Origin of the sequence: Photorhabdus viridis (assembly GCF_040256935.1) — a bacterium.
GTDB classification, from domain to species: domain Bacteria; phylum Pseudomonadota; class Gammaproteobacteria; order Enterobacterales; family Enterobacteriaceae; genus Photorhabdus; species Photorhabdus viridis.
Window position 1 is genome coordinate 38,398 of the sequence record NZ_JBEJZY010000002.1, and the last position, 13,276, is coordinate 51,673.

At 43.4% G+C, this 13,276-nt stretch carries 18 protein-coding genes and 3 pseudogenes; 9 read left to right on the forward strand and 12 right to left on the reverse strand.

Annotated elements, in window-relative coordinates; all coding sequences use genetic code 11:
* On the reverse strand, positions 1-435 hold the full coding sequence (locus ABR397_RS01075) for a DUF805 domain-containing protein (protein WP_350304094.1): 435 nt from the start codon (positions 433-435) through the stop codon (positions 1-3).
* 67 nt (positions 436-502) lie between these two features.
* Here ABR397_RS01075 and ABR397_RS01080 point away from each other — a divergent pair, with 67 nt between their 5' ends.
* Positions 503-1,105: a DUF1454 family protein gene (locus ABR397_RS01080; RefSeq protein ID WP_350304095.1), complete on the forward strand. Its 603-nt coding sequence runs from the start codon at positions 503-505 to the stop codon at positions 1,103-1,105.
* Between the two features lie 136 nt (positions 1,106-1,241).
* Positions 1,242-2,009 (forward strand): triose-phosphate isomerase, encoded by a 768-nt coding sequence (tpiA, locus tag ABR397_RS01085; RefSeq protein WP_350304096.1) that lies wholly within the window; start codon positions 1,242-1,244, stop codon positions 2,007-2,009.
* A gap of 40 nt (positions 2,010-2,049) precedes the next feature.
* Here tpiA and ABR397_RS01090 read toward each other — a convergent pair whose 3' ends face one another.
* The 8 genes and pseudogenes from ABR397_RS01090 to ABR397_RS01125 all read right to left on the reverse strand — a co-directional run bounded on the left by ABR397_RS01090 (position 2,050) and on the right by ABR397_RS01125 (position 7,899).
* The gene (locus tag ABR397_RS01090) at positions 2,050-3,051 is read right to left on the reverse strand and encodes a sulfate ABC transporter substrate-binding protein (protein ID WP_350304097.1); all 1,002 of its coding nucleotides are present in this window, start codon (positions 3,049-3,051) and stop codon (positions 2,050-2,052) included.
* A gap of 172 nt (positions 3,052-3,223) precedes the next feature.
* Entirely contained in the window at positions 3,224-4,195 is a 972-nt protein-coding gene (gene pfkA, locus ABR397_RS01095) for a 6-phosphofructokinase (protein ID WP_350304098.1), read from the reverse strand.
* A gap of 497 nt (positions 4,196-4,692) precedes the next feature.
* Positions 4,693-5,634, reverse strand: coding sequence for a phosphatidate cytidylyltransferase (locus tag ABR397_RS01100; RefSeq protein WP_350304099.1), 942 nt, complete (start codon positions 5,632-5,634; stop codon positions 4,693-4,695).
* Positions 5,631-6,272, reverse strand: a complete 642-nt coding sequence (locus tag ABR397_RS01105; RefSeq protein ID WP_350304100.1) for a lysophospholipid acyltransferase family protein — start codon at positions 6,270-6,272, stop codon at positions 5,631-5,633. Before ABR397_RS01105 ends, ABR397_RS01100 begins: the two co-directional genes overlap by 4 nt.
* Positions 6,265-6,939, reverse strand: coding sequence for a CDP-alcohol phosphatidyltransferase family protein (locus ABR397_RS01110; RefSeq protein WP_350304101.1), 675 nt, complete (start codon positions 6,937-6,939; stop codon positions 6,265-6,267). Before ABR397_RS01110 ends, ABR397_RS01105 begins: the two co-directional genes overlap by 8 nt.
* Positions 6,940-7,138: 199 nt before the next feature.
* A complete protein-coding gene (locus ABR397_RS01115; RefSeq protein WP_350304102.1) occupies positions 7,139-7,267 on the reverse strand; it encodes a hypothetical protein in 129 nt (42 codons plus the stop codon).
* Between the two features lie 116 nt (positions 7,268-7,383).
* Positions 7,384-7,731, reverse strand: a complete 348-nt coding sequence (locus ABR397_RS01120; RefSeq protein ID WP_350304103.1) for a type II toxin-antitoxin system HicB family antitoxin — start codon at positions 7,729-7,731, stop codon at positions 7,384-7,386.
* Positions 7,724-7,899, reverse strand: a pseudogene (locus tag ABR397_RS01125) (type II toxin-antitoxin system HicA family toxin). The gene ABR397_RS01120 and the pseudogene ABR397_RS01125 overlap by 8 nt, the downstream one beginning before the upstream one ends.
* 472 nt (positions 7,900-8,371) lie before the next feature.
* Between ABR397_RS01125 and ABR397_RS01130 the strand changes: the two are divergent.
* From ABR397_RS01130 to ABR397_RS01150, 5 genes and pseudogenes are all read left to right on the forward strand, one after another.
* Positions 8,372-8,650 carry a type II toxin-antitoxin system RelE/ParE family toxin gene (locus ABR397_RS01130; RefSeq protein ID WP_166287717.1) on the forward strand — a complete coding sequence of 93 codons (279 nt, stop codon included), beginning with the start codon at positions 8,372-8,374 and terminating at the stop codon, positions 8,648-8,650.
* Positions 8,650-8,964 (forward strand): HigA family addiction module antitoxin, encoded by a 315-nt coding sequence (locus ABR397_RS01135; RefSeq protein ID WP_323835400.1) that lies wholly within the window; start codon positions 8,650-8,652, stop codon positions 8,962-8,964. The genes ABR397_RS01130 and ABR397_RS01135 overlap by 1 nt, the downstream gene beginning before the upstream one ends.
* Before the next feature lie 225 nt (positions 8,965-9,189).
* Positions 9,190-9,357, forward strand: a pseudogene (locus ABR397_RS01140) (type II toxin-antitoxin system RelE/ParE family toxin); the annotation flags it as partial.
* On the forward strand, positions 9,354-9,707 hold the full coding sequence (locus ABR397_RS01145; RefSeq protein ID WP_350304104.1) for a helix-turn-helix domain-containing protein: 354 nt from the start codon (positions 9,354-9,356) through the stop codon (positions 9,705-9,707). The pseudogene ABR397_RS01140 and the gene ABR397_RS01145, both read left to right, overlap by 4 nt.
* Positions 9,704-10,055 (forward strand): annotated as a pseudogene (locus tag ABR397_RS01150) (phage portal protein); the annotation flags it as partial. The gene ABR397_RS01145 and the pseudogene ABR397_RS01150, both read left to right, overlap by 4 nt.
* A 183-nt stretch (positions 10,056-10,238) precedes the next feature.
* On the opposite strand, the gene ABR397_RS01155 reads toward ABR397_RS01150, so the two are convergent.
* From ABR397_RS01155 to ABR397_RS01165, 3 genes are all read right to left on the reverse strand, one after another.
* Positions 10,239-10,544: a helix-turn-helix domain-containing protein gene (locus ABR397_RS01155; RefSeq protein WP_051691050.1), complete on the reverse strand. Its 306-nt coding sequence runs from the start codon at positions 10,542-10,544 to the stop codon at positions 10,239-10,241.
* Positions 10,545-10,552: 8 nt separating this feature from the next.
* Positions 10,553-10,888 (reverse strand): type II toxin-antitoxin system RelE/ParE family toxin, encoded by a 336-nt coding sequence (locus ABR397_RS01160; RefSeq protein WP_036773962.1) that lies wholly within the window; start codon positions 10,886-10,888, stop codon positions 10,553-10,555.
* 364 nt (positions 10,889-11,252) lie between these two features.
* Positions 11,253-12,026, reverse strand: coding sequence for a DNA cytosine methyltransferase (locus ABR397_RS01165; protein ID WP_350304189.1), 774 nt, complete (start codon positions 12,024-12,026; stop codon positions 11,253-11,255).
* Between the two features lie 304 nt (positions 12,027-12,330).
* Here ABR397_RS01165 and ABR397_RS01170 point away from each other — a divergent pair, with 304 nt between their 5' ends.
* Entirely contained in the window at positions 12,331-12,573 is a 243-nt protein-coding gene (locus ABR397_RS01170; RefSeq protein ID WP_036811444.1) for a type II toxin-antitoxin system ParD family antitoxin, read from the forward strand.
* Positions 12,566-12,850 carry a type II toxin-antitoxin system RelE/ParE family toxin gene (locus tag ABR397_RS01175; RefSeq protein WP_105394682.1) on the forward strand — a complete coding sequence of 95 codons (285 nt, stop codon included), beginning with the start codon at positions 12,566-12,568 and terminating at the stop codon, positions 12,848-12,850. Before ABR397_RS01170 ends, ABR397_RS01175 begins: the two co-directional genes overlap by 8 nt.
* Positions 12,851-13,276: the final 426 nt, after the last annotated feature.

The window sequence follows — 13,276 nt, forward strand, 5'->3', positions numbered from 1 at the left end:
TCAATCATCTTCGGCAGAAATAAAATCCACTTTTTCTGCCCCTTCACCAAACCGGTTTAGCCCATCCGTGCCACGGAATACACCGCAATCAAGCACCATCATAACGATGATTAATGTAGGGATAAAGCGGCCAATCCCCCATTGCCAAAATGGTTCCATGCCACCCCAATCAGCGGCAATCAGCAACCATGCCAGCAATAAAAGCAACGACCAGCCTCCCCGCTTATTGCGATCATGCAAACGCTTCGCCATTATTGCCGCCGCAGGATACATTACCAAAGCCAGCGCAAAAACAGCATAGTGCATGGTCAAAGAACTCATTCCCTGAATAGCCAAGATAACAAACATCAAGACCAGACAAACACCGATGCCAATCCAGAATTCCCGTCGCCCAATTCGCCCTTTAAATGAAAAACCCCATTGTTGTAATGTCATCTATTCTTTTCCAATCGTGTATTCTGTTTTTCGGTGCAGTTTAACCCAAGCGAGCGGCAACATGAAAATGGACATTAATAAATTTCTGGCGATAACGTTAATGGCAAGCAGCGCGGGCTTACCGTTGGTAACCCATGCCGATAAATCCAAAACAACTGGCTCCATCGCACAAGCGGCTTACCTTTTGCCAAATGCCCCCTCTTTTGATGAAACCATTCCACAGTTTCGTGAAAAATATAATCGCCGCAACCCGGCATTGCCACTACACGAGTACCGGGTCATTACCGGCAAAGACATTTATCCGCCTCTGACACGGGCAGTCAGCAAAATCAATGAGAAACTTTACTCTTCGGCGGTACTGGAACGGGGAAGTGAAAAAATCAAAAGTCTGCAACTGACATTACTGCTATCAGAAAATGAAAAAGAACCCCAGAAAAATCAAATTCTAACAGAGCAGTACATGATAGCGTTAATGCACCACTTTAATCCGACCCTTTCACAGGAGCAAAGCAAAGAGAATATTGATAATTTGCTGAAAAACAGTAAAAAATTGCCATTTTTCAGCCATAACATCGGCGCCATTCGCTATATTGTGGTAAACGGCAGCAAAAAAACGCTTACTTTCGCAATTGAACCGATTAAGCTATCGCTATCTGGACCAGAAAACTAATCAAAATTAGTGATAAAAAGCAAAGCTATTGTTTGCAATGACCACTATACTGTGGACCACTGATCTAACGACTTGATCCCAAGAATGAATTTCATTCAATCCACTACTTAAAAATTCTCTGGTTGGAGGAAAAAATATGCGACATCCATTAGTTATGGGTAACTGGAAATTGAATGGCAGCACCCATATGGTCAACGAGCTTATCATTGGCCTGCGTAAAGAACTGAACCATATTGCTGGCTGTGAAGTCGCTATCGCGCCACCAGCACTTTATCTCTCCCAGGCTAAACAAGCGCTGGTTGGCAGCCACATTGCTCTGGGCGCACAAGATGTTGACATCAATCTGTCTGGCGCATTTACCGGTGAAACTTCCGCTGAAATGCTGAAAGACATTGGCGCAGAATACATCATCATCGGTCACTCTGAACGCCGTACTTACCACAAAGAAAGTGACGAATTCATTGCGAAGAAATTTGCCGTTCTTAAAGAACAAGGTCTGATCCCGGTTCTGTGTATCGGTGAAACTGAACAAGAAAATGAAGCCGGCCAAACTGAAACAGTATGCGCAAGACAAATTGATGCTGTCCTGAACACATTAGGTGTAGAAGCCTTCCAAGATGCGGTAATCGCTTACGAACCCGTTTGGGCGATTGGTACCGGTAAATCAGCAACACCAGCGCAAGCTCAGGCCGTACACAAATTTATTCGTGATCACATTGCAAAGAGAGACGCGGCAATCGCAGAGCAAGTGATTATCCAGTACGGTGGTTCTGTGAACGCGGGTAACGCGGCTGAATTATTCACCCAGCCGGATATTGACGGTGCACTAGTTGGCGGCGCTTCTCTAAAAGCTGACGCTTTTGCAGTCATCGTAAAAGCCGCAGCAGCAGCGAAAAGAACCTGATGCAAATGATAATTGTCCGCCGTACATCTACGGCGGTTATTCACTTCTGACGTTGAATAATCTCATCAAATACACCGCCAGTCACAAAATGCACTTTTTGCGCTTTGCCCCAACCATCGAATACTTTATCAACAGTAAATAATGTTAATTCCGGGAAGATAGACCGGTATTTATCGGCAATCGCTTTATCACGTGGGCGATAATAGTTTTTAGCCGCTATCTCCTGCCCAACAGGAGAGTAAAAGTATTGCAGATATTCCGTTGCCAACTGACGGCTGCCACGTTTATCAACCACCTTATCAACGACAGAAACCGTCGGTTCAGCAAGGATTGAAACACTGGGTGTCACAATTTCGAATTTATCTTTATCAAGCTCATGGATAGCCAACAAAGCTTCATTCTCCCAGGCAATTAAGACATCACCAATTCCACGCTCGACGAAAGTATTGGTCGCTCCTCTGGCGCCGGAATCCAGCACTTCAACATTCTGATAAAGCGCTTTAACAAACGCTTTGGCTTTACTCTGATCCTGATTGTTATGCGCCAACCCATAACCCCACGCAGCCAGATAATTCCAGCGTGCTCCACCCGAGGTTTTTGGATTTGGCGTCACAACAGCTACACCAGGGCGAATTAAATCCGGCCAATCTTTAATTTGTTTTGGATTGCCCTTCCGCACCAGAAAAACAATTGTTGAAGTATAGGGGGCAGAATTATCCGGTAAACGCTTAATCCACCCTTTATCTATCCGGCCACGCTCGGCAATGGCATCCACATCATAGGCCAGAGCCAGTGTCACCACATCCGCCTCAAGGCCATTGATGACAGACGTTGCCTGCTTGCCGGAACCGCCATGAGATTGCCGGATTGTCACTTTATCCCCAGTCTTCTGCTGCCAGTAATCACTGAAAGCCTGATTATATTGTTGATATAACTCTCTGGTTGGATCATAGGAAACATTAAGAAGCTGAAGATTCTTTGCCCACACACTGCTACTGGAAATCAACAGTAACGCCAATGCCACACGCCATCTGACTTTCATTTGAATCTCTCCACAAGCTGTTTTAACTGTTATGAAATTCAAGGCTGACAGAAAGCGTTATCACTCAGAAATAATTAAAAACATTTACTTATATGCAAGAGGAATATACTGAGGAGTAATTACAGCCTCCAAAGAGGCTGCAACAGATTCAAATTTGCTTGTATTGACGTGATCAATACAGCTTTTTCGCAGTTTCCAGCCAATCCTGTTTAAACACACGTTTCATATTCTGTACTGCATCAATGATGTCATGATGAACAAGTTTCTCGTTCTGGATACCAACACAACGGCCACCATAACCTTCCAACAGCAATTGAATGGAATATGCTCCCATACGGGAAGCCAGAATACGGTCATAAGCGACCGGAGAACCACCACGCTGAATATGGCCTAATACGGTTGCACGGGTTTCATGATGAGTCTCTTTTTCGATATGCCTCGCAAGTTCATAGACATCACAAACATGCTCAGTAATCGCAACGATCGCATGGCGTTTACCTTTATCGATACCCGCTTTAATCTCAGCCACCAATTCATCACGACTGAATGAAACTTCAGGCAAAACGATAAACTCACAACCTCCCGCAATAGCGGCTGACAAAGTAAGATCACCACAATAACGTCCCATCACTTCAACAATGGAAATACGTTTGTGGGAAGTTGAAGTATCACGCAGGCGGTCAATGGCTTCAACAACCGTTTCCAGCGCGGTGAAATAGCCGATGGTATAGTCCGTACCCGCCACATCATTATCAATGGTACCCGGCAGACCGATACATGGGAAACCGGCTTCGGTCAGTTTCTTCGCTCCAAGATAAGAACCATCACCGCCAATAACCACCAGTGCATCAAGACCGATTTTTCTCATATTCTCAATAGCGATAGCACGAATTTTCTCATCCCTGAACTCAGGGAAACGAGCTGAACCCAGAAAAGTACCACCGCGGTTAATCATGTCGGATACACTGAAACGGTCAAGTTTCTTCATACGGTTTTCATACAAGCCAAGATAGCCATCATAAATACCGAAAACCTCTAACCCTTCGGTTAATCCTGCACGAACCACACCACGAATAGCCGCATTCATACCCGGCGCATCACCGCCACTCGTTAAGACACCGATTCTTTTGATCTCGTTGATCATGATGACCTCTAAACTTGTAGATGTAATAATTGCAAACCCGCTGACGGCGGACTTCGTATGCTATCACTTTGCCTGAAACAGAAATCTGCCTTTTTAGTCTGTTATCGCCCAACACGCTGAGACAATCATGCTGAATTGATTCAACCCTGCATATAATACGGTAAAAAATCAAGTCTGCATTAACAATAAGTCCCTTTTTGAGATCAATTTAACTGAAAATAATCTAATTATAGTTCCTGATGCAGAGCCAATTCAAAAATGTCCCCTTTTCAGGCATAGCTGACTAATGCCTTGAACCTTAAAGGATTAAGATATACCGGCGAAAATCTTAAGAGTATGTAAGCATTTATTTCAATGAAAACAACTCAGAACCATCGATACGGTATTCAAAAGAGTTCAGAATCAACAATAAAAACAGAAACCAGCACTGCGGAATTCCATACCGCAGTGCTGATCAATCACCTATAACCCTCATTCATTGCCCTAGTATCTTTCCACTACGTATAGAAATAACGTGTCAGATGGAAAAATACTGGGGCGGCAAAACATAAAGAATCGATTCTGTCTAACATTCCGCCATGACCTTCAATCATTTCACCAAAATCTTTGATACCACTATCACGTTTTATCGCTGACATACACAAACCGCCGATAAAACCCATCAACGTAATCGCCAACGACATCAAACCCGCTTCCCACGGAGAAAATGGCGTTACCCAGTAAAGTGACATTCCCAATAAAACGGAAGCCAAAATGCCGCCGGCAAAACCTTCAACGGTTTTATTCGGGCTTAACTTAGGCACAATCAAATGCTTGCCAAACAATTTACCAAACACATACTGCAAAACATCCGACATCTGCACCACAATCATTAAAAACAGCAATAATTCGACATTCTCCCCTTCATAACCTGGAATATCCAACATCAATAAAGCAGGCGCATGGCTAATACAGAATACAGCAACTAACATCCCCCACTGTATTTTAGCTGTCCGCTCCAGAAAGTTCGTCGTATCTCCAGCCAATGCAATACGGGCAGGTAAAAACAGGAAAACATAAACAGGAATGAAAATAGAAAACACGCCATACCACTCAATACCAACAGCAATGTATTGCAATGGCATGAAAATAAAGAAACACCAGAACATGGCCTCATGGTCACTTCGTCGTGTTGGCGTCAAAGTGAAAAATTCCCGTAAAGCAAAAAATGACATACTTGCAAATAATAAAACTGAACCGACTGACCCAACAATGACGGACAACACACAAACAATGCACATTCCCCACCAACCGCGGATGCGGGCATTCAGATTCTCAATTGTCGGATGGCTTCCCCCTGAATGCTTATAGGCCAACATTGCCCCAACAATACTGGCAATAATTAACGGCACAAACATGCCACCCAGCAACAAAAGCAATTTATTATTAAGCATGGTCATAGTATTAACGCCTCCAATGCCAAACGAGCCCGCTGTAGAAAATCCGCTTTTTCCTCTTTTTCACCTAATTTTTCCAAAGGTCGGCCAAATGTCGCCGAACAAATAACCGGAACAACAAGTGCCGAACCTTTTGGCAAAACCCGATTTAAATTCTCCAGATAGACAGGAATAAGTTCAACATCAGGGTATTTCTTGGCTAAATAATACAGACCACCTTTAAATTTATTGATTTGCTCGCCATTTCCCCGCGTCCCTTCCGGGAATAAGATCAAAGACTCCCCGCGCCTTAATACATCCTCCATTGGTATAAGCGTATTTTCTTTTAAACCATCCTCCCCTTTGCGATCAATCAGGACAGCCCGAAAAACTTTATTGATAAAATATCTGCGCAGACCTGTCTTACTCCAATAATCACGGGCAGCGACCGGATGCACCCGATAGCGTAATACCCGGGGGAATCCAGCCCAAATAACTAATCCATCCAAATGGCTGGTATGATTGGCATAATAAATCCGGGCAACTACTGATGGCTTACATCCAATCCAACGAATACTCACCCCGGTTAATAAACGGCAAAGCCCAGACAGAAAAGAGCCCATCCCTTTACTTACCAACGTCACTTCTTGTGATCTATTCATTACAAGCATCCTTCTCTTGCAATTCAGCCAATATAACTCTGGTTCGCCGAATACATGTCCAGAGACAACCCAACGTGATAACGACTAGTATCGCAAACAAAAGATACTGGCCCCATAACTGAGATAAAAAAGCGGCGACAATTGAACCAACAGTAATTAATGCCATTCGGTGCTGTTTCGCCATGGGGCCAAGGAAACGCTGAGGCAAACCACAAGTACCACCTAATAAACGAATATAGGCTGTCAAAACAGCCAATAATGCAGCAATACAGCCAAGAGAAATCGCAAATGGAAAAAGTGTTAAACCATATCCCAATCCAATCAGAATAAAAGAATCCGCAATACGATCTGGAAGATCATTAAAAACAGCGCCGGCAGCCGTCTTCAATCCCCCTTCAACAGCAACCATCCCATCCAATAAATTACACATTAACCTGGCTTGAATAAGCATCGCTCCAGTAATCAATAAAACTGAAGTCAGCCAGAGAGGCTTGACCAAAAAACAAACCGCAAAACACAACCCAGCTAATACAGCAAAAACAACACTGGCAACAGATATACCATTTGGTGTCACCCCTCTATATTGCAGCCACTTAGCCGTTTTCCCGACCCACATTGCATTACGTGTTTTGATCGGACGCCTATCTTTTACCTCATTACCAGACATATCATCTCCCTTCCAAAAAACAAATGAACAATCAAATCCACTTAAGTTAAATGAAATAAGATAAACAGGATTGGTTAGAATAACAACAATAAAAAAACCTGCCGGAAGAAAGAGGGAAAGGTTTTGATGTCAGCATCATCCCCTGTACAGACCAGCCCGGCAATGGTGATGCTGACATTTTAAACCTAGAGGATTATCACTAATGAGACAGGCTATTGTTTCTCATCCGGGCGTTATGGTATCCAACATGCTGGAAGATTTGGGGGTTGGCGGTTTGCATGGCTAAGCGCTTGGTTTCTTCATCAATACGAAAATGAATCGTCTCCATTCATCCTCCTTAAGTTCACTATTGCAGTATCTGTTATCGCTGGGGTGGTTGAGTAGACCCCAACAACCCCAAACAGCAATAAAAACAAGTTTTATCACTGTCCGGCGTTATCTATTTTATTGAAGTTCCCGCTCAAGCAGCTGAACTATGAACTGGTTCTTTGAGACTGCGTGTGATATTGTCGCCGCAGTCAAACGAGCTTCCAGCCAGCTAGGATAACGAAGAGTAAAAGATTTTATCCTGCCCTCTTCCTTGAATGGGCTAATTCCCTCTTCCTCGCACGTTTCTATATATTCAGCCAGTGAGATTTGTCCCTCTTTTTCAAGCCCGTCAATACTGTTTGATACGAAATCACAATATCCGGTGACATCCAGAAACTTGCCGCGAAAGGCCCTAATCTCTGCTTCGTAGGTAACAGAAGCGGGATGACCGTCGATAGTCATAATGTTGTTGCTTTTAATCATGTTCGACCCCTATTACATTTTCGAACCACTCACGAAGGCCATTTACTGCGCCTTTATCCATTACGTTACCAGGATGAGGTTGATGAGTCTGATAAACTGAGCCCATGAGGATAAACTTCCGGCGTGATCCGTTGCCGTTCTTGATCTTCCCCCCAGTTTGTTAATCAGGCTGACTACATCATCCCATTGACGTCATTTGATGATATCACTCTACTTTGGTCCCATTATGATGTCAAACAATGACGTCGTTTTTTGCTTCTTAATATAGATAGAAAGTTATCAGCATATTGAGGAATATCTTCTTGGGATTCTTTTTATGAGAACACTTAGCTCTAATGATAACAAATGTGCTATATGAACAAATTCAACCACATCCAACCTTGCAACAGATGAATCTACACCAACCATAAGAACAAAAGCATTCGTTTGTACAATCCCATTCTTCTGACCGATAGATCAGTGGTTTATCCATTGCAAAAAGCTATTGCCAAATCTCCAAATGGCAATTAGTTAACGCAACCATTGTCTGCAAAATTTTTTGAGATTTGAGGCTATGGCCCTTGGTTATTTATTGTTGGCGTTGCATGGCGTGTAACAACGGCGCATAATGTTACGCATGGTGTAACAAGGACGGGAGCAAATGATTAAGTCATTTAAACACAAAGGGCTGAAACAACTTTTTGAAAAAGGAGTTATTTCAGGCATCCCGGCGCAGGATGCTGTCCGAATCAATGACCGCTTACAGGCCATCGACACGGCTAGCATGATAGAAGACTTAAATATTCATGCCTACAAGTTACACCCCTTGAAAGGGGATCGGGCTGACATATGGTCAATTACTGTCAGAGCTAACTGGCGCATCACATTCGAATTTAAAAATGGTGATGCTTACATTTTAAACCTGGAGGATTATCACTAATGAGACAGGCTATTGTTTCTCATCCGGGCGTTATGGTATCCAACATGCTGGAGGATTTAGGAGTTGGCGTTCGCCAATTTGCTAAAAATATTGGCGTAACTCCAGCGACGGTTTCCCGCTTTCTTTCGGGCAAAACGGCGTTAACCCCGGCACTTGCCATCCGACTGTCTGCTGCGCTGGGGAGTAATCCGGCGTTTTGGATGCGCTTACAGACGAACTACGACTTGCGCCAACTGGAAGATGAGATCGACACGTCAGGAATCATTCTATACGGCGACAATGACAAAACGCCGCAACTTACTTCAAAGCATTAAGCAATAGTAATAAAGCTAACAAATGTGGAGGCCAGTGTAGCCCGCATTTGTTGGCAGTTATCGCAGCTATCCGATCACTACCCTAAATGACAAATTAAACATTAAGACTATTGTTAAGTAAATTTTGACAAAAAAAGCACTAAGAAATGTTACATATATCGTCAGCTATATTTCTAATAACTGACGGTTAAGTTTATGATTAACAAACGTTTAAAAGCCGCTCGAAGAGACAGTACAGGTATTTATCGTATTATGTATGTCGCTAAATTCGATGAAGCTATTTATGTATTGCATAGTTTTCAGAAAAAAACTCAACAAACGAATAAACATGATAAGGATATCGCTAAAGTACGATACAACGCAGTTATCCAGCAGCGGAGAAATATCAAATGACCACTAAAATTGACACTGAAATTCGTAGAGTAACTCCAGCCGGACATAATATATTTTCTGAGTTAGGTTTTACTGAGTTAGGTTTTACTGAGCAAGAGGCTCAGCAACTTCATGCAACCTCTTTACGAGAAATAGAAAACACATTGCAAATCAAAGAACAGTTAATGGAGGAAATTACTTTATGGATTGCAGATAAAAAAATGAAACAAACTGAAGTAGCAACGGTGTTACACATTTCTCGACCAAGAGTATCTGACGTTGTGAATAAAAAGGTAAATAAATTCACCATTGACGCATTAGTTAATATGTTAACCCGTATAGGAAAACTTGTTCAGATTACGGTAGGCTAAATGAATCAGCTACGCTTTTTCGCCGCAAGTATTACCTGAACGGCAGCCACGCAGGTTACATCCTGTATATCAGCGATGCCTCACAAAACCTGTCCGATATCGATAATATTCGCGATGCGCTGAAAAACGCCAAGGGGCCGGGTAATTTCCGCAATCTATTTTTATATGCGCCGGGCGGTAAAAAAGACGGTATCCAGACTATTCCACTGTCTGAAGCCCCGCAGCTAAGGACGAATTTTTAAATATCAAGAATGCCAGCCGTGACGACATACTGGCCGCGCACCACCACAGATGATGGGGATTATTCCACAGAATACTGGTGGTTTTGGTGATGTTGAGAAGGCGGCCATGACCCCGCCGCGCCTGCTCACTAAATACAGTGCTTTTTATGCACCTGCAAGAGATCATCTCAAAGGCACCAGTATTGGCGCTTTGTGGGGCATGAGATCCTTTTTTGATCTTGCGGATTGGTGCGGGGAATGGGGGGTTATGCTCCCTTATGCGCACCCGCAACAAAAGAATAAAAAACGATCACTTTATTAATGATAAGGATATTTTGATATCGTTAACACCACAGGCACGCGCATAGCGACTGAGTGTATCAATGGATGCCTTAACGATATTTCTTTCTATTTTTGATACAGTCGGTGGTTTGATACCCATTTTTTCAGCAACCTGAGCGCTGGTCAGCCCAGCATGTTTCCGCCATTCAGTCAGCATATTCTGCATCTCAATCGCGAACTCAAGCTCTTTCTCCTCTTCCGCTAACGTGGCTTTAAATCGGGGGTTTTCTTTGGTTCTTTCCTCAATGTAGAGGTCTAAGTCATCACGCATCATATTTCCTCTTAATCTCTTGATGGTTCTGTCAGTTCATTTTTTCGCGCAATCGCTATCCTGAGTTCATTCAGGGGAGTGGCATTAGTTTTTTTCACAAAGCATCGTAACAGATAGATTTTCTTCCCTGCGGCATAACAAAAAAAACTTCTGGCTATTCCGTCTTTGGCTTTTGCTCTCAACTCAAACAGCCCTTTATATCCCTCTATCGGTTTTGAATGCGGCTCTCTCAGGCTGGTTGGGTTTTCCCTCAAACGCTTAATTAACGCGACCATGCGCAATTCCAGCGAGTCAGGCAGTGATTTTAATTCTTCCTTAAAAGCATCATGAAACTTAATTTCAAACATTCGACAATCCCCTATTGATGCCTAAATAATAGTCCTTGAGCTAAATTAGCACAAGAGCTAAGTTAGCCCTTGTGCTAATAATATCTAGCATCGACACATAGCAATAACCCGCTTTGAAAGCGGGTTTAGTGATAATCGCGTGACATGTCACACAATCACAACTGCAATTTTAGTTCATGCCAACCCGACGTATTCCAACAGGCAGCCTCGCCAAAGAAGCAGCATTCCGTCACCGGATGCGGATCAGCAACGCCAGATATTCAACCACCTCATAGGGATCGTGCCCCGGTCATTTCAGTGAACAATTTCGATTTAACGAGGTAATTCATCATTTCCTAGAGTGATACTCCGTTGTAACGCATCATTATTTATTCCTCGCTTGCATTAAAATTCGTTTCCCAATCCATGCCATTACAGGCACAGCCATTGCATTTCCGATTGCCCGGTAACGGTGACCATCAGGACAATCAGCCGAAGCCTTGCCATTACACGGAATTTGGATGTGATTATCGGGAAAACCCTGCAACCGCTCGCACTCAACAGGCGTTAAACGGCGCACGACACCCAGCGTTGCGATCAGGTCAGTGGCACTTTTATCGTCTCTGGCTCTCAGGGTTGAGGAAATATCATCCGTTCGGTACTCACCAAACGAAAGCAGACGGTATGTTGATATCAGCCCACTGCCACGCTGGGAAAACAGCTCCTGATTGCTCATTCCGATACCGCCGACATTGTGGCTCTGGTTTAATGTCGGATGCGGGTTTAGTCCTGACTCCCAGTGACTGCCGATAACAGTACAGCTTCCAGCATTTCCGGTAACTGTTTCCCTCGCTGTTCTGCGCGGTTCAGAATCCCGGCACATGCTGCCTAGCTCAAAAAGTATTTTTGCGGGACAGATGTCTGTTCTAGCACTTGCGACAACAAACACACGGCGACGTCGTTGGGCCACTCCGAAATATTGAGCGTCCAGCACCCGCCACGCAACAGCTCTTTGTGGTCCAGACACATAACCTGAGTTCGTCCATTTCTTCCTTGACGGCTGCAATGGTTCATCTTCTCCGGTAAGTCCCGCAAGAAAACAACCAAAGGCATTATCCCTACTGGATAGAACTCCGGGGACATTTTCCCAGACGATAATTGAAGGCTGTTCGCCGAAACTTTCGTATACTTTCTAACCCCTTCATACTTTTTTATGTTGTTGTTTTACAAAGAAATGCGTTGTAAGTGACTGAAAAAAAAGGCCCTAAAAAGGGCCTGAAAGACAGGAATGGTGTTTGTTTTTAAAACATAACACATTGTAATAAAAGGATTTATTTAAGTAAGTGTCCACACCTTGACCACATCGACATAAGCCCCGATTTTTTTCGGGGCTTCAGGACATTGGTAATGCAGCCTCATTTGCTGTACACTTGATGTATTAACTATTAATACATCGGTGAAATATGAGAAAAATTACTACTGTCAGTATGGGCGAACAACTTGACAGGTTCGTACAGCATATGATTGAAAGTGGCCGTTATGGAAATGCCAGTGAAGTTATGCGTTCGGCGCTGCGTTTGCTGGAGCAACAAGAAGCTTACGATGAGATTGTACGCAAAGCGGTTATTGCTGGCTTGGAAAGTGGGGAAAGCTCGCTGACCCTACGGGATATAGCGGAACAACGGAAACACAGACATAATGTATAAGCTCACGGATCAGGCTGCTGAAGATTTTGCTGGGATTTATGATTATACACTTTTGCAATTCGGTGAAGTTCAGGCTGACCATTATACGGAGGCACTGGAAGCATTTTTTGACACACTAGCTGAAATGCCACATATAGGGAGGGAATACCCATCTGTCCCAGGTGTCATGCGGGTTGAGTTTCACCGCCACACAGTTTTCTATACTATCCGGGATACCGATATTCTGATTGCACGTATCCTTCATCAACAGATGAATCACCCCCGTTATCTTCTTTGAGCGGGCGGGGGATTAGACCGGGTTAATGAGGAAAATGGAGACATTATGATTCATAATGAAGGAAACAAACCCCGTTATTTTCAACGAAGTTTGTCAGCGGTCTGAAACCCCCTCATACTATGTATGAGGGGTTATAAGCCCTTTGCGGGAGAAATTTTTTAACAAAGCCCTCATGGGGAATAATCGTACTCTAGTTGATAGAATCCAAAAGTCAACTTTCAGATTTACCAATAAGATTTGATGCGCCGATGATTTTGATTATTGCACGTTGTCTCTTTTCAATATCTTCACATGTCAAATATTGCTGAAATCGTTCATAGTCAAAATAACGTGCTCAAGCATCAAAAATATTCGTTTTTGGTAACTAAAGCAACTATACCCTATCTGAATCAGAAATTTTCACTTCCAATTGCAAGAGCGAGAAAA